Source organism: Mesorhizobium sp. B2-6-2, from assembly GCF_006440615.1.
Classification (GTDB): Bacteria; Pseudomonadota; Alphaproteobacteria; order Rhizobiales; family Rhizobiaceae; genus Mesorhizobium.
The window spans coordinates 212,781-232,783 of record NZ_VFUG01000007.1; the positions used below are offsets into that span (position 1 = coordinate 212,781).

The 20,003-nt window shown below is 56.7% G+C and carries 8 protein-coding genes; 2 read left to right on the forward strand and 6 right to left on the reverse strand.

Going from position 1 to position 20,003, the window contains the following annotated elements; translation table 11 throughout:
* Positions 1-247: 247 nt before the first annotated feature.
* The gene (locus FJ419_RS17000; protein ID WP_140541020.1) at positions 248-514 is read left to right on the forward strand and encodes a helix-turn-helix transcriptional regulator; all 267 of its coding nucleotides are present in this window, start codon (positions 248-250) and stop codon (positions 512-514) included.
* A gap of 73 nt (positions 515-587) precedes the next feature.
* Here FJ419_RS17000 and FJ419_RS17005 read toward each other — a convergent pair whose 3' ends face one another.
* The 6 genes from FJ419_RS17005 to FJ419_RS17030 form a co-directional block, all read right to left on the reverse strand.
* The gene (locus FJ419_RS17005) at positions 588-1,184 is read right to left on the reverse strand and encodes a hypothetical protein (RefSeq protein WP_140695629.1); all 597 of its coding nucleotides are present in this window, start codon (positions 1,182-1,184) and stop codon (positions 588-590) included.
* Positions 1,185-1,287: 103 nt separating this feature from the next.
* On the reverse strand, positions 1,288-1,908 hold the full coding sequence (locus FJ419_RS17010) for a hypothetical protein (protein WP_140695631.1): 621 nt from the start codon (positions 1,906-1,908) through the stop codon (positions 1,288-1,290).
* Between the two features lie 8 nt (positions 1,909-1,916).
* Positions 1,917-2,492 carry a site-specific integrase gene (locus FJ419_RS17015; RefSeq protein WP_140695634.1) on the reverse strand — a complete coding sequence of 192 codons (576 nt, stop codon included), beginning with the start codon at positions 2,490-2,492 and terminating at the stop codon, positions 1,917-1,919.
* A 437-nt stretch (positions 2,493-2,929) separates the two neighbouring features.
* The gene (locus FJ419_RS17020; protein WP_140695636.1) at positions 2,930-3,655 is read right to left on the reverse strand and encodes a hypothetical protein; all 726 of its coding nucleotides are present in this window, start codon (positions 3,653-3,655) and stop codon (positions 2,930-2,932) included.
* An 81-nt stretch (positions 3,656-3,736) separates the two neighbouring features.
* Positions 3,737-9,352, reverse strand: a complete 5,616-nt coding sequence (locus FJ419_RS17025; RefSeq protein WP_140695639.1) for a hypothetical protein — start codon at positions 9,350-9,352, stop codon at positions 3,737-3,739.
* Positions 9,353-9,459: 107 nt separating this feature from the next.
* Entirely contained in the window at positions 9,460-19,005 is a 9,546-nt protein-coding gene (locus FJ419_RS17030) for a hypothetical protein (RefSeq protein ID WP_140695642.1), read from the reverse strand.
* Positions 19,006-19,280: 275 nt separating this feature from the next.
* Between FJ419_RS17030 and FJ419_RS17035 the strand changes: the two genes are divergently transcribed.
* The gene (locus tag FJ419_RS17035) at positions 19,281-19,613 is read left to right on the forward strand and encodes a hypothetical protein (RefSeq protein WP_140695645.1); all 333 of its coding nucleotides are present in this window, start codon (positions 19,281-19,283) and stop codon (positions 19,611-19,613) included.
* Positions 19,614-20,003 lie beyond the last annotated feature (390 nt).

Consider the following 20,003-nt stretch of genomic DNA (forward strand, 5'->3'; position numbering starts at 1 on the left):
AGGTGTTGCTCGGGCGGAGGGTTTCGACCATCGCAGGATGTCAGTCGAACTCATCGACTGGCTCGTTCATTCAGCGCGGACATCCAGAGCGAAGCTGGGATCACACTGACCTTCCCTCACCATCCGCGTCCGGATCACGCGAAGATTCAGGACCAACGATCGCCAGCCACGTAAGCAATGTGTCGAGTAAATAGGAGACTGTCAGTCCGTCGATTGTCAGGCCGTTTGTGTTGCCTTCTTGCCCACAATGAACGTGCGCAAGATCATTGGTTGGAATCTCCGCAAACTCCGAGCATCGCAGGGTTTGTCGCAAGAGAGGCTGGCATTGGCGGCAGAGATCGATCGATCCTATGTCGGCCGTATTGAGCGTGGCTCAGAGAACGTCACCATTGACACGTTGGATGCTCTGGCAACCGTCCTTGGGGTCCCTGCTGCGTCTCTTCTGATTGAGCCCGCCAAGGGCGCCCGGCAGCCTATGCCTCTGTCGTCGGGTAGAAAGCCGAAGAAAGGGTAGAGAGCGCGGAAGCGCCCCGCGTGCCTTGGTCTTGTGCAGAGCTGCCTCAGTACTCCTCCGCGGCTCCGCGCACCTATCCCTTTTCCTGGTCCTGCCTCTCCGCAGGACCCTGCCGCCGCCACCATCCTTGTTGACAGGCTTTCCAGATCACATAGTCGACCGCCGAGACGCTGTTTCCCGACTGTCTCGACAATCGTCCGCACAATTGATGGACCGTCTCACCCGACGTTGCCGCAACCCTCTCCAACCAGACATCGGGTTTCGCCACATCGACTCCCAGGTTCTTTGCCAAGTGATATTTCGTTATGTCACCGACATGAGGAAGGGTCTGACAAAACTCGATCACTTCCTCTGATCCCCGCTGCCACGCCGCACGAAACCCTTCAAAACATTCCGACCGGTTGGACATCACCTGGTTGATGGACTTTTTCTTTCCCGAGTGACCAAACGTTTCCCCCACCTCCCCTATTTCGACCAGGCTTGGTTTCATCCGGGTCCAGATATCTTGGGCAACGGTCCACCTCATTCCACTGTTGAGGATCACGTACGCGACCCTGAGGGCAAAATCGGTAGCGTCGATCGGAGGGGATTTCGTCTCCACCTTTTTCATCGCGTCAGGATCGAGTTCGACGACCCTTTGACGGTAGCCGAGATATTCCTCGAGGGTCACCTATGGGGTTCCGCTCATTGTCGGCGCACACCGATCATTGGTGATGATTCCCTCAGTGTAAAAGTGACATTTCACACTGATGGATCGATCACCCGGATTTCTACTAGATTCTACTACCAACGCTCCCTCCCCTTCGAATGAGAATGATTTCGTCCGGATCAATCTGGTAAGGAACTCTCGGATCGCGGAGCGAGCACCGCGCCCGCTGCAAAACTTTCATCGAGTCGGAGTCGAACAGTCGGATCGTTCTCTTGGTCATCCGATAGGCAACCGTCCAATGATCGTGACGACCGGACAGACCGATTATGGCAACTTGGTTGTCGTCCAGGCTTTCTCTCAACGCCGTCCACAAATCATCGAACCGCCGAATCTTCGAGGTAAACACACCCACGCTGATTGGCGCCTCGAGTATTTCCCCAAGGTACTTGCAGGCGGCCTCAACGAGGGCCTGGACAGTCGGAATTTCGATTCCCAGTCCGACAGTCTCATGGGCCGTCACCCTGTTTGTCGTCAGGTTCTCCGACAGGACTTGGAAAAGGCCGATCGACTTCTGACGTCCCAACTCCGGGCAAAGAAAGCGGACGGCGTTCATCACGCAATAGACACCACAAAGGCTATCGAGATCCCCTTGATCGAAAGGCGCCAGGATCTTCTCGGCGACCGGCTTTTTCAAAATTCGCGCGCGCGAAATCAGTCCACGAACATCGTCGGTCCCGTTAGACATGGACTTTCTCAGATCATTGAGACGATTCGGCGTTGCGCATCGGTGTCGCCGTCGATGTAGGTCTGTGTCATCGACAGCGATCGATGACCGGCGAGGAGCTGGACGTCGCGAAGACATCCTCCAGCGCGATGCGCGGATCGTGCCGCCGTCGTTATGAACGTCCGGCGTCCCGAATGGGACGAGCACCCTTCGAAGTTCAGCTCTCGATAGAGTTCGACAAACCAATTGACGATGCTGTTAGGCCTCATGGCGCCACCGCGGCCGGAACGGATGACTGGGCCGTCACTACCCTCGTCTTCTCTTAAAAGAGACAGTGCGCCCTTGAGACTGGGATGGAGCGGAATCCGTCGTCCGGATTGGCGTTTAGCGATACGATCCTCGATCATGATCAGGTTCCCAATCCTCCCCTTTGGATCGAGGAGCATGGACCATTCCAACCCGGCAATTTCGCAGGCCCTCAACCCAGCTTTACAAGAGAGGAGGATGATCACCCGGTCCCGCATTGGATGTGATGACTTGCGCGTATGCGCCAGCATTTTGCGCAACATTGAATCGGTGACGGCCTTGGCTTGACGACCTGACATTGGGTTGCGCTCCAAACATTGGACAATCCTAGATTATAGGCAAATATTCCTATTTTCAAGCCGAAAAGCGGCCTGCGGATTGGAAGGATTTTGGAGGATGAAACCGATTCCTGTGTTGGTCGTCGGGTTTGACGAGATCCACGTGGCTTACCCGAGGGCCTGGGCCAAATCCAACAGGGTCGCCACCGTTGGGTTTCGTTTCCCTTTCCAGGCCATGACAACTTGCTGGCTCAAATTCGCTGTTGGAAAATTTCGCTCCACGCGCAACTTGGGCCAGGGTAGCTACGCAGTGCCAGCACCCCTCTCGGCAAGCGCAGTTGACTGTCGCACGCAACCCGCACGAACTCGCCGCGCGGTAGATCGAAAGCGACAACCGGACGCCCTTTCCTGCTTGACGCGCCAGACGGTCGTGTCAGAGGCGCCTCTTCCGTAGAGACCTATTTCTGGTTCGAAACAATAAACGTGACTAGGTATGGCTTCCCTTTGAACAGGGTCATATCGTAATTATCAGTGATTGTGCCGATTGCGCGGTACTTATCCGCGTCTGACAGATCCTCTTCCGCGCAGACGTTCTTAGCTCCGCCAGGATATTTAACTGCGGAATTTACCAATAAAAGCTTCGGTTTTACCGAGTCGTCCATGGAGGCATCCGGAAGCTGCACGCCAAAAACCGTAACTATGTGGGTCGTCGCGTACTTAGATTCTTCGATGCGGGTAAACGATAGCATTACCGGCGTCTGCACGAGAGCCGCTGATAAAGCTTCTCCGAGGCCGTCCGGATTAGATACCCCTGTCTTGTCTGCCACGAAGTGCATTGCCGGATCTAAATGGTCGAAGGCCTTCCAATCGACAGAAAGGACGCCGTTGGAAACCTCTTCGACGGCCGCCTTCCAGTCGTCTCGCGTGGGCTCTGCGCCATTTGCGCTCGCTTCCAAAGCCTTGCGCGTTCGCCTTTCGAGCTCGCGAAGCTCCGTGGCTGTTTCTGCCCGGAAGGGGGAATTGGGCGCGAACGCCATGGCCAGTGCCATCGAATATGACTGACACGTATTTGAGAATTCCTGGGGGCTTGGATTTATGACCAAATCGATAGGATCGGCCGAGGCAACGCTTGCGACGACTATGCCTGACACCAAAAGAATGGCCGCACCGATCAATCTAAACATACCCGCCTCCGTTTGCGAGGTGCCCACGCCATTCCGTGTCTGCTGCTCGCTGTTTCTTACCTTCGATTGATAAGCCTCGCCTCAATTAACCTCGATCCGAACGGCAAAGCGCGTACCAGATTCGATAATCTGTTCACCGGGTTTAATGTCTTCGTCTCGGCGGATCGGCTCGTTAGAAAACGAGGCCGGCATGGCCTGCAGGAATTCCTCGACAAACACGGCATAGGTCAGGTCCGGATGCTCGCCGAGAGCGAAAGGCAGAGGCAGCTTACATGACCATAGCAACGAGGTTCCAGCGGAACCTTCCCCAGACTTGACGACCGGGCCATCGCTCTCGCCAAAGCCGCTCGTGCTATCCTGTCCCAGCTCAAGGCGTGCAACGCGCTCTGATACCTGCCCTGTGGGGAGTCGTCGGCATTCGATAAGGGTGGCCCGAAACTGTGGAGGATTGCTGTCAGTGTCTGTCTCGCAACCGCCAGTCGCATCACCCGTCATATCCGCAGAGCTAGCACTGCGGACCTCTACCCACACCCAATCTCGGGGTTGTGCTCCGACTGGGGCAACCGGTTCCTTGCCCGGACTTCTCGAGATTTTGACCTGTCGCGAATAGCCCACCACTTGTACCCACTCGGCAACCGGCGACGAAAGCTGCAAATCGCGCTGCGCGTGGGGTTGGAAACGAACCAATCCGAGTCGTACGAATGGGTCGCGCGCGTGGCCGGTGTCGAGATCTATATCGACATACCAGTGTTCAAAATCAGGGTCGAAGCGCGGCATATAGGTTACCAACGACACCATCATAAACTCTGGCGATTTGACAGCCTCGCTCGTTTTTGCTTGGGCCCCCGAGGCCTTTGGATCAGTCCCCTTGACCTTCGGGTCAGCGTTCTTGGCCTTGTCTTCTACATCCGGGATAGGCATCAGGACATTTTCGACGAACCGCGGCCTGTAGCGGTCTGCTGCAGGCCATAGCGAGCTGCTGTCTTGTCCTTCGGTCGCGATCATATCGATCGGTGCCGCGAAGATGCGGTCGGATAGATCGAATACATCACCGAACGCGTCCTTGGCGATGAACCACGATACGTCATCCGCATTGAAGATAGGATCGGAACCCCATCGAGTAATGTATTCTCCACCTGGTCCAAGATCGGCGTCGCTGAAGAAACCCTCTCGCCAAGCAGCGTCCTTCTGGTTTGCGAGCTTATGCATATTAAGTTTGACAAGCCCGTCGCCTTTAGCCATCGGCGTCTGACGGCGAATGGTTCCTTTTTTCAGTTCTGCTGCGGGCCATTGGCTGTCGGTGTGGAGTATGTTCGGTGGCCATACGACCACCCCAAGCCGCTCATCCTCCCCAGAAGTCCACCATGGCCGACGAAGCCGAACTCGAATTTTTGTTTTGCGTGTTTTCTCCGATGGGTTGGTGTCCGCCCAAGTGAAGGCAGGGAGCAAACTCTTAGTCGAAAGCGCAGACGGCCGCTCTGTAGCCGGCAGAATGCATTCCAGTCGCGTGTTGCCTGACCGAAAAAGCCGCACTTCGTCGACTTGAGCCTCGGCTTGGGTTGGATAGGTCAATCGGTCGGGTATGTGGCGGGCCGTGCGCGATGTCGCAGCAAGGCTCAGCGTCAGTCGTCGCGCCTTGGTGTCCGAGAAAAGACCCTCTATTGCCGCTCGCTTATTTGCAGACAATTCTTTAGTCAGCTCGAGAAAGTCGACCGTAGGATCCTTCCTTGCACGATCGATGGTCCACCGCGCCAAGGTGGCCTTACTGCGTCGGACGTCCGCGGTACCATCTGCCGCAACATCAAATCCGAACAAATCGCTCATGTAACTTCTGCTGGAGTCATTCGACTTGATCGGCAGAATCTCCCCCGGCTCAATCCCCGACTTGGTGCGCGGCCACAGCCCTCTCGCTCGTTTCTCGTAGCTTCGACCTTGGCGGGGATCATCGAACGCCTCGCCCTTCGGCGATGCCCCTACCACTCTCAATTCTAGCGTCTCGGTGGTGTCCACGTCGATCGTCGCCCGCCCGGCGATCAAAACATCCCGGGCGCCGTCCTCGCTTGTCGTCCTCCACGGCTTTGTGCCCGCAACGATTGCATCGCGGGTTTCGGGAACGACGCGAATGAGCGAAATGGGCCAGCCCGGGGGTTCCGCCGGCCCAAAGTCTAGCCCTGGCTTGGGCAACCCGGTGGCGTGTAGGGCATGCAACCGCCGCACCGACGAAATCCCGGCGACCGGCTGTTTCAGCAGGGTTTTATATACGACTGCGGCCGCCTCGCGCACGAGAGCCCACGGTATAGTTGCCTCTCCGCGACGAGCACTCCATGGCGCAGGCTTCGGCGAGTTCGGCAAGGTCCGAGCAATGGCGGCATATTTCTTGGCAAGGTCGGTCTCCGGCGCTCCGTGTAGGAGCAAGGCCATTGCTTCGGGGGCGTCAAACCAAGCAAGGAGATGGGTTTCGTCCGGCACACACCATGCTTCGATCTCAAAGTCCTCGCCCGGCGCGAGGCATATGGTTACCACCCGAGCGCTTCCTGCGCCTTTCACAACTGGCGTGTACGGCCATTGCTCGTCTGTCTTGATGCCGGCCCGTTTGCGAAGATCATCATAGCTGCTGACACTCCCCGTGCCTTCGTAGGTCTGAACTCTCAATACGACTGGCCGCGCATCCGGATATCCTGGCGTATCGGCAAAAGGATCGGGGGTCGGCGTTCCAGGATAGAGCGGAATTCGAATAGCATCCCCCGTCAGATAGGAATCTCCTTTTTCCGGTCGATGCAATGCAATCATCATGTGGCGAGCGGCTGGATCGGGATAATACTGTAGTGTGCGTTTGGACGGACTCTTTCCCGTTGCGCGCCTTAAGGCAGCGAACCCGCTTGGAACTTTTGTTGATTTCGGCTTTTCGCCCCGCATGATGGTGCAGGTGTCCGTAGGCTTAGAGCGCTCGGGTGGTAGTTCGTCGTTGCGAAACTCTCCACGCACTGCCTCCATGATCGCCGGCCCTCGAGGATCGAAGACCGGAAAGCCTCCCCAATCTGAGTCATAGTCGACATCGAGCAGCCCCCCGAAAGGTGCCCTGCGGGCAAACTGCCTGGCCGATTTGTCGAACGAGCCGTGCAAAGTCGCGAAATTGAGATCTACGCCCGGAGCAAACAAAACACGCTCGGTTTTAGCCGGCTGGAAGCGCCACGCCTCGGACTTCGGAACACCGTTGTCCTTGGGCAGACTGCGCACGATCATTTCCTTACTGTCGATACCGCCGCGGTTGCTCGCGTGTTCGTAAACTAAGAGTTCAGCTGCCGTTGCGACAATCGGCGCATGAATCCGTTCGTGCCGAAGGAACCGCTGCAATTGCATCGGAGAGGACGGATAGGCAAGACCTCTCCCCAAACCTTTGTCATACAGGACCGCGGCGCGCTCAACCGGAAGCGTGACCCCACCCATAAGCACTGATCGCATTCCCAAGGCGTAGTTGCGACCGAAGCGCAGCCGATGTGGCGCGCGACCGGTCTTGCTATTCTTTGGTAATGTCGCGGATTGGGAAACAGGGAGCGCGTCGTTTCCACCGAAAGCAGTGAATGCGCCCGTGCGCTGTCCGATTGGATCCCCGTCCCACGTCGCGATAAGTTGTTCGGTGAAGGCCGTGAGTTGGCCGTTTAACGCTTCGCTGTTCGCGGCGGCATTTCTCAGCAAGCGTGAACCCGAGGCCAGCACAGCCCCATCAACTTCGCGCAACGTTATCTCACGTTGATCGAAGCTTTGTCCGGGCTGAAAGCTATCGGCCAGGCGGCTGATATTCAAACGGCCTTCGTCTTCGTCACCGAAGGCACTATATGTTACCGCCCGCTCCGTAAGACTCCGCCAGTCCCTAAGAGACGAGGCGGCGGTCTGTTTTTGCGTGACACCGACGTCGATCTTGTAACCGATCGCCAAATCATTGGCGTCCAGCCGGTGCTCGCTCTTCTTGGCCCGATCACATGCACTGATAAACTGATCAACCGCCACTGCCTGTCGCCACCGATCGATCACCTGCAGGCCTGCGGTTACCAGTGTGGACGGCTCAATCGCCTCAGCAACATCGTCTAGGGGAAGAGCACCTCTAGTTTCCTTTTTTGCCTCCTCCATCGTTGCGATCCGGCGGTGACGTTTTTGTTCGGCTTCTGCCGCTAGAACCACGTCGACGGAGATGACGTCATAGCGTTTCGGCCTTTTGTCGGCAGGTATGTCTTTTGCGTAAAACTGTGCCTCGAGGTCCACCACGCCATGGACGTAATCAAGCAATCCCTCTTTGCTCGCAATGTCGTCCGAGCACGTCGTGGAAGCAGCCATGGCCCATTCTTCAATGGTTGAAGGCCAACATGTTGGTGCAGTCTTTTCACCCGCGCGGGGAAGAACGACTTTGGTCAGCGTCCAAAGCCGTGGTTCGACGTGGTTAGGGCTGTCCAAGGCAAGTTCTACGAACCGCGGTTGGCAGTCATCATTGATAGCCTTCCCCACTACGGACTCAAGTTCTGGCGCCACTTGGTCAAGCACGGTCCGCGGTATGTCGAATTCGATATCGACCACAAGATGAACAACTCGCGCCAAGGCGTGAATGCCCTGTAACGAATGCCAACGCAAATCCGCTTTCTCGCTTTTCGGAGGGACGTCCGTTCCATAGTCACCCAGCGTGGAGGCACTCTGGACGGCTGTATCGTCATCAAGTTTCTGCTGAAACTTGTCATCCTTATCAACACACTGGTTGGCGACGCTATCGATGTCAGTGACTTTCTCGTCACTTCGCATCTCTCTGAGTGCTGCCAACACGGCGTCAGGATCTGCGCTCGCCGCACAGCTCTGCGAACTCTGGGCAATATTGACCGCAGCCATGCGATGCGGCTTCAGCTTCTCTCCGAGTGCGGCGTCGAGCCACCCGCGCTCTTCTTGAAGGTGCTGCTTCAGGAGGAGCCACTGTTTGTCAGACGGTACCTCGCCGTACTGGAATGGCTCGTAGGTCGCGCGATCTGACTTGGCATTCTGCTCGGACGAGGGCGAACTAGCGTTCGCCGGTGCTGGCTTTTTGATAATTTCAAGCTCCTGCGCCGTCGGCAGTCGCGCCCATGGTCGGTCGACCAGCTTTGCCGTGTCGAACGACAGCGTTCGCCGCACACGCGCCTCCGAAATCGATTTTGCTGCTTCCGGAGAGAGGATGCTGACAGCCTCCTCGAGCAGGTCGCGCGCTCTTGCCAACGTCAAGCGGCGGGCCAGTTCGGCGCGTGGAACCGCCACGATATCTGGGACCGAAGACGCGCTAGGCTTGTCGGCTGCCTTCGGTTGAAGAACGTCTCCGAATGCTGTGGCTGGCGTTTTACTGGCCCCGTCACTGAGGAGCGCTCTCAGACTGGTGAAATCGTCTGGCGAGCCATCACTCAACCATTTTGCCCAAAGCACATCGAGGTGCGAGAGCAGTGCGGCTCGATCTACCTTGGCAATCTTGGCAAGCGCCGTGTAGCGCGATTTGAATGAGTTTCTCGGAGTTCCCAAAAGCACTCCGGTCCCCGACGAGAGCGCCGGCCTGGCCCGAACGCTCATCTGTCCCTTTTCTTCAAAGAGGCCAGCGATCCAACTTGGCCACGTATCGAAGCCGCCGTTGCCCTGTTTTGCTGGGACAGGCGTGAAGCATACGGTTGCCTGGATTCTAAGTGACTTGCCCATTGTTACCGAATTCCCAGGCGCCACTATTGCGGTTGGGATGAGGTGCGCAGCGAACCGATCGGCTTCAGCGGTTGAACCGTTCGTCGTCTGGTCGGGTGTTGGATCGGCTACAGGGGTATCCACGGATCTACCTCCGAAAAATAGTCCATATAGCTGGCAAAATCCTCGCCTTTGCACGAGGCTTTGGCCTCGAGCTTTGGGCCGCAACGATCGAAGGCAGCCCAGCTTTCCCACTGTTTGTAGGTTGGCGCCGGTGTCGAACCTGTAACGGTTGGGTCAATGAGTGCGTTGGCGAAACGGGGCTGGCTATCATCGAGGAGCGCTGCTGATAGCCCACCTCCGCCGTACCCTTTCGACTCCTGTTTGAAGATGACGAAGCGGAATTCGATATCCTTGATGCCGAGTGAAAAGGAAAAGACAAAGATTGCGTGGCCTGCGACCCCGCCCGAACCCTGCTGTCCTACTCTGACCTGGAGCATCGCGGATATCCGAAACATCGCGATGTTGGCCGAACCTGCGGCCGTAAAAACGCCTTGTATCGTGGAAACACGCGTTTTGCCGATCTTCAGCGAAACGATGTAGATGCCGGCTGAAACTTGGCCCCGCCCGGCCACCGGACCAAGGCGAAAATCGACTATCGCACCGAACTCCATTGATGCACTGAAGCCGATTATGCCGCTTGCGTTCGCGTAGAGCGCCAAGTGGCCCGCGCCGCCGTAAATGCCGACAGTGATCGCAAAAGGCGACTCCGGTCGTGACAATCCCACCTTGAAAATTGCCTCTCCATCGGAGAATGGCAGGATACAGGAGGCGTTGAGCGAAAGGTTCGAAATGTTGAGCGCGCCCAGCGTAAGGTAAATGGGCGCCATTCGATAACCGGCCTCTATGCCTGGTAGGTCAAACCGATAGGCAAGGAAAAAGCCGCTATCGCCGAATGAGATATATTGAGAAAACTGCTCTAGGAACTCGACCATCTCGCCCAGTTGCACGCCGGTGACGTTGGTCTTGAACTTGCCGCCGGTATCGGATCCGTAGCGCGCTCCATCGAACTTCAGAGTGATAACGTCGAAGTCAGTGCCTACAAGCTTGACCGCAAACGCACCAAGTCCGCCCGAAACGTCTACTTTTGGGGGCGCCCGTGTAAGGAGATCAATAGTCGTGCGCGCCTTCAAGGTCAGCTGGCAATCAGCACTATTTGGATCGTAAATATCTTTGTATTTATCTTTCAGAGCGCTGTGATTTGGAATGAATATCCCACCTAGGACTGCATCCTTAAGTTCAGCGTTGAAATCGTACGCTAATGTCACACGCGTCGGAATAAGCTCCTTGAGCTTGTCTTCGATAGCACGGCGGACAATACCAAGGTCGATGAGGCGGGCAAAATCACGGCGGACCAGTGTGTCGATTGCGTCCTTGACCTGAGCAAAAATAATAAGGACTGCGTTTTGCTTCAGTGTGTCGCCGTCTGTGCAGATGTTGTCTTTTTTAGCTTCGACCGATGCCCAAGATTTAAAGAGAACAAACAGCTCTTTGGCAGCATCTATCTGCTGCTGAGGATTAGAACTGCTTTCGAACTTAAGATTGAGATTCGACAGATACGTGGACTGTTTCTGTAAGCGGTCGTTCTTGGGATCGCTCGTCTTTGCTGGGCAGGCAGAGAGCAGCAGCACAAAGGCTTGGTTCAGGGAGGCGACGGTGGCGTTGGATGACCCACCGTTCGTGATATCATCGATCAGCTTGTTGCGCGCCGCGAGGACCTGTCCAAACCCTGTAGCCGCGACGTCACTCACAGTCGCCAACTGGGGAGCCAGTTTGCTGACCGCAGTCGCGTACAATTCTTCGCCGCGGGAAAGTGCTTTCAGGAGAAAATCGGCGAGCACGGCTTCGTATTTGGTGTCCAATTCGCTGAAAAGGTCCTGCCCCTCCTTGACCGCAGCATCGAGAATGATGCGTTTCACCTCGTCGCCGAGTGCGATGAAGTCCTTCTGGACGCTTTCCACCGACTTAGGTTCGAACTCCACGACTGTCCTTTTTTCGTCGCTCAGTATTTGCCAGATCGAATCTTTAACAGTCTGATCAAGTTGGGCTTTCCAGTGATCGATGAAAGACTTCGCGAGACCGACAACCTCGCTGACCGGCTTATATTCATCGGCCTTAAAACTCGATGCGAAGTCGGCCAGCCTTTTGCCGGCATCGCCGAGTCCGCTCTTGTCGGTGAGCAGTTTGGCCAGGCTTTCGACACTCTGCGCGAACGCTGTCTTGGCGTCTTTCCTCGTCTTGTCCACGAGGTCACCAAGAAAGGCGGCGAGCGACGTGAAGTCAGCAAGGAACGACGCCGAATGGGCCACCGGTGCCAGAATGGCGCCGAGAATGTCCTTCTTCGCAGTCTCGAGAAAATAAACGGCATCGCTGGCAATGCTAATCGGATTACTGGCCGTTCCTACCTCGTCCCACTTCCAGTTGGCCGGCATCGCATTTGGAGCAGGGGCAACGGTTTTTGTAGCGGGGGGTATCAATGTGACCGGCCCAGCTGTCGTATCAGCCACAATCTCGAACAAGGCCTTGATATCTGAGGATATCCCAACCAACGTCCCCAATGCCGCCCGCCGTTCGTGGTCGAGCTCCACAAGCGGTGCAACGAGCTGATTAAAGAGCCTCTCCGGTGTGGTACAGACTGCCTTCAGTTCACCTTGTAATTCAGAGAAGCGGCCGACATAGAACTTGCCCAAGGCATCGATACGCCGCGCGGTGTCCAGCAGCTGTGTTCGGGCGTTGCTTATATTCCCACGCGTTCCGTTGGCGAGCTTTGTTCGGAGGGCCTCCAATGGGCCTCGCGCACGGTCAATTTCCCTCCGGCCAGCGGGGTCGAATGCAGTCGCAGCCTTGTCGACTGCCTGCAGCAGCTTCTCTAATTTGCCCTGCCCGCTTTGCACCAACAGATCAAGCGCATCGGCTAGCCGCACGACAGCTGCCACAGCTTTGTACGCGGAAGGAACATTACTCGTTCGGCACTTATCCCAGTCGACTGGGGTCGGACCAATACAGACGGTGTTGTCGCCCGCAGCGGCACCGATGGGAAGCAGCACTCTTGCGAAGTGATCGAGCGTTTCCACGACGGCGCTACACTGCCCCGTAAGCACATCGCCGATCTTCTTCAGCTCCTCGATTTGAGCGAACGCATCGCCGATCGCATTGCCAAACCTTTGCAGGGCTTCGAGAAAGATATCCAATTTCTCGACTGACAGCTTTGCAAGTGGCTTCAGCGCTTCTGTCAGGTTGATGACCACCTTGCTGAACAGCGTCCAAAGTTGTCCTTGTAGTTCGTCGGTACGGTCTTGGAGCGCTTTCTCCAATGAGGTTTGCTGCTCCAGAAGCCATTGCTTGACCGGATCGGTGTCAGCCAACGCCTTTGCCTGGTCACCTAATTCCTTGGTGAGCCGTTTGCCAAAGCGCGACAAGTCGAATAGCGGTTCGTCCTGCTTCAGGCTCCAAGGCGAATCATCCTCGTCTGGTTTCGCCCGGATCGTCGCTGACAATGCTTTCTCAAGGGCGGCCCCCACCTGTTGTTCCAACTTTTGCGGAGGTGGAACCGGCGAAGGAATGCTGAAGATAAGGTGCGCCACCGCCGTGGCGGCCGAATCCGATGCCGTGAGTAGCCCATCCTTGATCAGGTCAATGGCCGCGCTGCGCAAGGCAGGGGGGCTGAAGGCCTGGAGCAGCTTGTCGGCGGCGCCGCTGAGCTGCGTGGTGATGCTATTGACGAACTCATCCGTCCATTTGCGCAGTGCCTCGCGAAGCGGGGTGATCGGGTCGCGCACGGCGCGTTCGACGGCGGAGGAGAACCGCCGTCCGGAGGAATAGACGCTTGAATAGGCCGCAATCGACGCCTCGGGATCTTGGCTAGTAGACGTGCTGGAAAGCGCCTCTCCGACGCTGGTTCTAAATTCTACAAATGACGCCTCAACTTCGGGATAGACGTCCTTCAACGCGTCGTGACCGGACTTACCTCTGAAGTTGATGTCTGTAAGGCGGGTTTCGAACGCGTCGAGGGCGGCATCGATTGGCAGCAACACATTTTGCCGAACGAACGTATCGGCATCGTCGGAGAGGCCACCACCAAATTCGGTAATCTCCCGAAGCTTGGGTTCCAACCCCAAAGCATCGGCTAGTATTGACAAGAGGTCACTGAGTTTAACTAAGCCAAGCAATTTAGCATTGTCGGGGAAGAAATCCTTTAGGTTCTTTCCGCTTATGTTTTCGGCAACTGGAGGTATTTCTGGCACGCTTGGGACAGCCGGAGCGTCCGCAGCGGCGGCTGGCGCTGCGCCTGGAGGCGGGATTGGATCCGTCGACCCAATGGGGCCACGCGACCTTGAGAGCGCGAATACTTCGATCTCTGGGCGTGCAACCGCTCCGCCTCGGTGGCCGTCGTTTCCAAACTCCATCTTTGGGCGTGGGTTCGACGCAATAGCCAGGAAGATGTCACGCTTGTTGTTGAGGTCACCGGACGGTTTCCCTCTCGGGTCTTTCGGGCTGGGCGGGTCGAAGCCATACAACGCGTAGGTCGGATCGTAGCCAACGGTGACCGGATCTCCCTTCTTTCCTGTCAGCCTGTCGATCTGTGCAATCCGAATTGACGCGCGGCGCATCGCCGGGAAGAATGGCGGCTGGTCGGCGCCCTGCATGAAGGCGTCACTGGCAAAATCCACGTTGAATGTGGCCGGAATATAGTCGCTGGCATGAGGCTTTGGTTGTTCGAGCGAGCGCCTCCCCTCAACCGCGAAGGTGACGCTCTCCGTTTCAAACTGCGTGTCTCCCTCGTCGAGCGAAGGCGCGAAGGCGACTTGCTGCCCGAGCAGGGGCCGCTGAACCAGTTGCGAGTGTGCAATATATGGGCTTTGCCAAGCTGCCGAATTGGACGGCAGTGTGCCCAGAAGGTTGTAATACTTACAAAGCTCCTCCAGGGAAGATTTGTTGTTCGCCGTGACATTGTCGACGAACACCAGCGGCATGCGGACTTTGAACTTCTCGTCGAACAGAACCTCGAACATTACTTCCGCGCCGGCCCGACGTGCGGTGCGTGGCCAGAACGGCGTACCGGCCGAGGCTGGGGCGGGGCTGCCGTTTTCTTTGCGCTCTTCGAGATCGATCAATCCGCTCGACCAAACCTTCGTATCGTCGCGGCTGCCGGAGAGATCGAACGGATCGACAATGTCTGGCGACTGGGTAGTAACGATCCTTGCCCGAAGGAAGGGGACGCGGCGACCTTCGTCGGGCTGACGGAATGCCGGATAGTCCTTCTCGGGCTTTGCAATTTGGATGAACATCCGTTGCCTGAGGATCGCCACCGGGCTATCGCGCCCGCAAACCCGTTCGAAACGTCGTTCCGTACTCTTGATAAGAGCAGCTCTGATGCCGAAGGGCATCAGGTAGCCCTTGTAAACCACCTCGGCGCTAATATCCCGACCAAGAACAATGCGGTGGCGCCATCGCTCTATCGAAAGCGCGTCAAAGAGCGTCCCCCGGTCGAAGTCCGCAATGGCTGCGGGCGGCTCGAAGGATGCGTTGACGGAGAGGTAACCACCTAGTGACGTCAATCCGAGTTCGAAGCCCTCGGGATCGAGAGGCCGCGGCACGTAAATGTCATTGTATTCAAGACGAGCGACCTCGTCTGGCGGGCATCCCCGCAGCGAGACCTGAAATCCTGGCGGCGGTTCAAGTTGATCGATACCGATCCGCGCGCCGTCAGGAGCAACCCGGCCCATGACTGGCAGCCCGTAGACGGATGTGAGCGTAACCAACTCATGTCGATCGAATGCGTCCAGCGAGGTGCGGAAACGACGATTGCCAAGCTCAGCAACAGCCCCGGTAAGGTCCGCCGAAGAAAGATGGCGACCGATCGCCCACGGTGGATAGGGCCCCCGGAGCGGTGCCCTGTTGGAGCGCGATTTGTTTTTCGGAAAGTAACCCAACTGCGCCGTTATCGCCTCGAGCATGGTTCGACGACGCGGTTCTTGCGGCACAAATACTTCAGGTCGAAAGTCCGGAGACCAAACGGCACGTGTCTGCGCGCCGGCATCGGGGTCTAGCTCAGCTACCCAAAGTGCGTTGGTGGGCGCGCTGTCTGTAGTGGTAGCGTCGTTGAAGAGGCTGGCGGGCACGCCGCGCGGCGTGCGGAACAACGCATCCTGTGATGGTGAAAGGTGCAGTCGGAACGGCATCTCGATCGCTGTTTCAAAGAGCGTCGGCGGCTCGCTCGCTAGCTTAACGACTTCTGCTAGACGCTGGTCGACCGAAATCCTGGCCTCCTGCCAATTCATTCCCGAAGGATCGACCCAATCCGGATCGTTACAAAGATCGTCCGGCGAGGTCGGAGGAGCCAGGTTTCCGTAGCCGCCGCGCGAGAAGCCTTGATGGACCAACATTCTCGCGAGGTCTTGATCTCTCTCGGCGTCCCACATCGGTCGACGGGTGCCGTCCTGGTACGTGCGGAATAGCCTTTGCGCGCGCCGCACCACTGACAATTCGAACCGCGAGAAATTGGTTAGCTCGTCAACCGTGAACGGTATCTCGCCGCCGGTGTCCTGATAGTCGTCGGTGTTGACACGGAAGGCGAGCCGGCTGCGGCCCGCAAGGCGCGACTGCACCGGGCGCACTGGCATCTCGTCGCCTGACGGATCAGAAGGGCGATTGATAGTTCCAATTACCTTCTTGAGCTTCGCGAAGATGCCGTCAGGCTTTTTGAGCCAGTCCGCCAACGCTGCCTTCTTTGTAGCGTAGTCTGGATTTTCAGGCTTTTCGTCGCCGACCTGACGAAGCAGACCCAGAAGGAGCTCACGGAGCTCATCACGACCATCAAAAATTTGAATAGCTTTTGGATCGCCGGTGAAGCCTTTGGGATAGACTGCTTTGGTGAACTCCGTTTCGTATTGTTTTTTGAAGTCTGGGTAGTATGGGTCGCGCAGCTTCTGCAGCGCCTCTACCTCTTTTGTAACCGCAGGATCATTTTTGGCCTTGCCGGTATTTTTTGCTATTGCGTCGATCTCTTCATCCGATACTGGATCGGTCGGCATGCCATCGAAGAGAGGGTTATAGCCGTCATCAGTTAGAGCACTCTCTTGGGCCAATTTCGCTGTTTGCTCCGCGTAAAGCAAAGCGTCGGGATCAAGGAATTCTCGACCTATGTAGAGTTTTTGCTCAAGTGGAAGCGGGACGTCCTTAACGTGCTCTGCAAAGCTATTCGCGAAGGCCAAAAAGGTCCCTAACTCGTCCTTCTTCGCCTTCTCCTTCGGAGGTATAAGTGGCGGGTCTAACGCCCCGGGCTGAAGTGGATCAAGAAGTGTCGTGAGCGCGGCATAGTCTTTCTTTTCGCTTATATCGACCAAGGCCTTCAATAAAGCTGCTCGGATACTTGCGCGCTCCGTAGCGAGTTGTTCAGCAGAACTTGCCGGCACCACAAACATGCGGTGCAACTCGTCAAGCCCCTGAAGGACTGCTTCGTCGCTATGCAGCCAGAGCGGCAACTTGACAGGGCCAGGCCGACTTGGTCGGCGTTGAAAGAACGCTTCCTCAGCTCGGTGTTGTGGAGGGAATTCGACGACGATGAAGGGCCGCGGATCATAAACGGCACCGGAAAGGACGCCTTCATCTGCCACCTCACCAACTTTGGGATCGTCGGGCGAGGAACTTTTGGCAACTGTTGTGTTTTCACTGCTCCCCTTGCCGCTGTTGGCAGGCAGAGACGTAACTCCTCGGCCGTCGTCTCGGTTTTCCGGATCGCCCAGACGTGCAACCGCAGCTAGACCACGCGGACGCAGGCTAGTTTTGGTGCCGTCGTTGACTAAATCCAATCCTGCAAAACGATAACGCAGATCGACAAGATCGCGAGAGCGTACAAGACGAAGCAGTGCGCTTTCCATCGGAATAGAGCACGGTGGGCTTGGCACGTTCATTGCGGACGGTGAAAAACCTAAGAGTATGCGGCCGATTTCCGGTTTGCGGTCAGCTAGATCCGCAACGCAGCTCAGAAGAAATGTAACTTGGGCTCCGCCGAGGAAATCCAAGCGACCAAAATGGTCAGCGCCTCCGGCAAGCACCTGCGCCGCACCAGATGGACTTCTTGCGAGGGCAATCGAAGCATCAAATAGATTCGCCGTTGCTTCGAAATGTTTCACTGTCGTCCAGTTAAGCGCACGCATTCGCACGGGACGCGGCTCCCGAGTTGAGTCGCCGTCAGCTCGCTTTGGCTCAGGCCCTTCGGCCGAAAATGTTCCGAAAGCTGTTAAGATGGAAAATGATCCGGCGGTGAGTGGAAACCGGGTGTCCAGTTCCAGGTCGTTGCCACCCACCAACTTGAAGAGCCGAAGATCGCCGGGGGCAAGTGGAAAAGGTCCCTCGATGAAGGATCGTGTCACGCCGTCCTTCGCGCTAGCAGCCTCAACGATGAGATCGCCGCTGCCCACGACTTTGGCACAAACGACCTCGCGGCCATCATCGGTGGCCCAACGAGCCCATTCAAATGGATAGTCCGCCTTGCTCTGAAGTGACGAAGCAATCGCGAAGTCCGCAATGATGGGGCGGATGACGCCCGCCTTCGATTTTTTCGGCGGCTGTTGCTCCGCGAGGACGAGCTGTTGGCCAATCACCTGCGGATCAAGAAATCTGGCACGAGTAATCGAACCAGTAGGACTGCCTATCTCTATGCCATCCTCAGGCTTGTTTGATACGGCTGACTGATCCAGGGCTTTGGGCGTGGAGCCCTGATCGGTATCTGCAAAGATATCGCGCCACACTTCTACGATCGCTGAGGCGCTTAACGCTGTCTTTGCGAAGGTCGCCGGAGCGTCCGGGTTGGCGCCTGGCCTTACCGACAGGGAAAAGAGGTCGCGGGGATGCCCTTTCGCGTTTAGCGCTTCGACGCGCCAATAGAAGACGTCGTCGACGGCGAGCGTCGGCTTGAACGAAAGCCGCATCTTGCGTGGCGCCAAGACTAAGCCATCAAAGAGCTGACTTACGAATTTTGCGGTAAGACTCGAGCCGGCACCCGCAGCGACAATCGCCGTATGGTTGCCTCCGGACCAATCGGCAACGCTCGCCTTTTCAGCGAGAACGCATCCTGCCCCAAATATCCAACCTACCGCGCGGACATCGATCGATGGTACTCCGTCGCCTCGCTTCGTGTCGTGGAAGAAATCGAACTCGAGCGCGAACAATCTGCTACGCAAACCCGCAAGAGCTGTCCGGCTGTCGCCCGTATTCGGAAGAAGAGTCGCCCCCGCTACGGTAAGGCGCAGGTCAATAGATCCGTCGTTGTCGGAGTGGCCCTGCCGGTTGGGAATCGGCTTGATGTTGATCCGGGCGAGATCGCCAAAACTCCGCTCCCTAAAAACGGCCACGGCACTTGCCATCTTGGGGTGTCGGACAGTGTAGATCATCCGTCCGCCATCGCCGTCTCGGCTCCAGGACCACTGGTTGGAGACTGTAAGATCTTCGGTGTGACCTTTGGCGCTCACGAGCAAGGCGCTGGCTGCACTGCCAGCCACAAATGCCCGTCTTGTTACTTTGAGCTCGCGCGCTGAACTATCCACTTCCGGAGCCTGCTGCGGCTCGAAGTCCGACGGAAATCCAGCGGCGTCACGGTCCGCGTTTGTCATGACCCCCTCAGTAGACCTCACGAAACACGGCAAACCTGTTCTCGCGCCGTACGCGCAAAAACTAAGCGCCGCCTCCGCGTTGTTCACGTGGAGACTTACAAGATGTGGCTTCCTTGAGGTACAGCCTCCCCTCTAGCCAGTAATCATGATTTAGCTGTCTCAAACAATCAAGAGCTAAAATTCCCTCTTCACGTCTACCGGGGGTCGCTGCTATCTTGATTGCTGGACTGAAGTGGCCGGCGTCGTCGAAGACAAGGCAGTTTGGGAGAAACTTTATGCGACCATTGCAGACATTGCTAACCCGTGGCGTGCTGGTCTCTTGCATCGTCGCCTTGCACATTCCCCCTGCTTTTTCAAAGGACGCATGGGCGGTTGCACGCAGCCCTAAAGCATTCCCAGGATCCTGCTACGTGGGCGAGCAGCCGTTTGCAAAAACAACTTCAGATCAATATTCTCAAATACTTGCTTCTAAGTTGGCGTCTCGGAAAGTCGCCTGCCAGAAGGCGAAGGACCTGAAGACCGATGAGGTAGACGACGACAAGGGGTGCTTTGCCTATTCGACTGCTTCCATTGTCGACTGCAAGAATGAGGGAGTCGAATTGAAATGACGCGAACACTGGTGTCAACATGAAGCATATTCAAATGCACTTGGCCCGGAAATCCGCATTGGGAACACTGCTCCTTTGTATTTCCTCCATAACTTCCGCCGCATCCTGTGACGTTGGCGCGGTGCGTAGTAATATCAATTGGCTTAAAGATAACAATGTCGACGCCTACAATGAAATCCAGAGAGGGTGTCGGATCTTAAGAAATACCACAGATTCGGGGATCGGCCTCGCTACAATCGTCGACGCCTACAAGAACGGGCAGTCGCATAATCATGACGCCAGCGCCGCCATCAACGGATGCCAAGCGGCTGATATGCTGGATTTGTGCGATCATTGAGGCCGTTGTGGCGCATCCAAAGTGCGCGCTTCCGGATTGCCCTGATGCTGCGT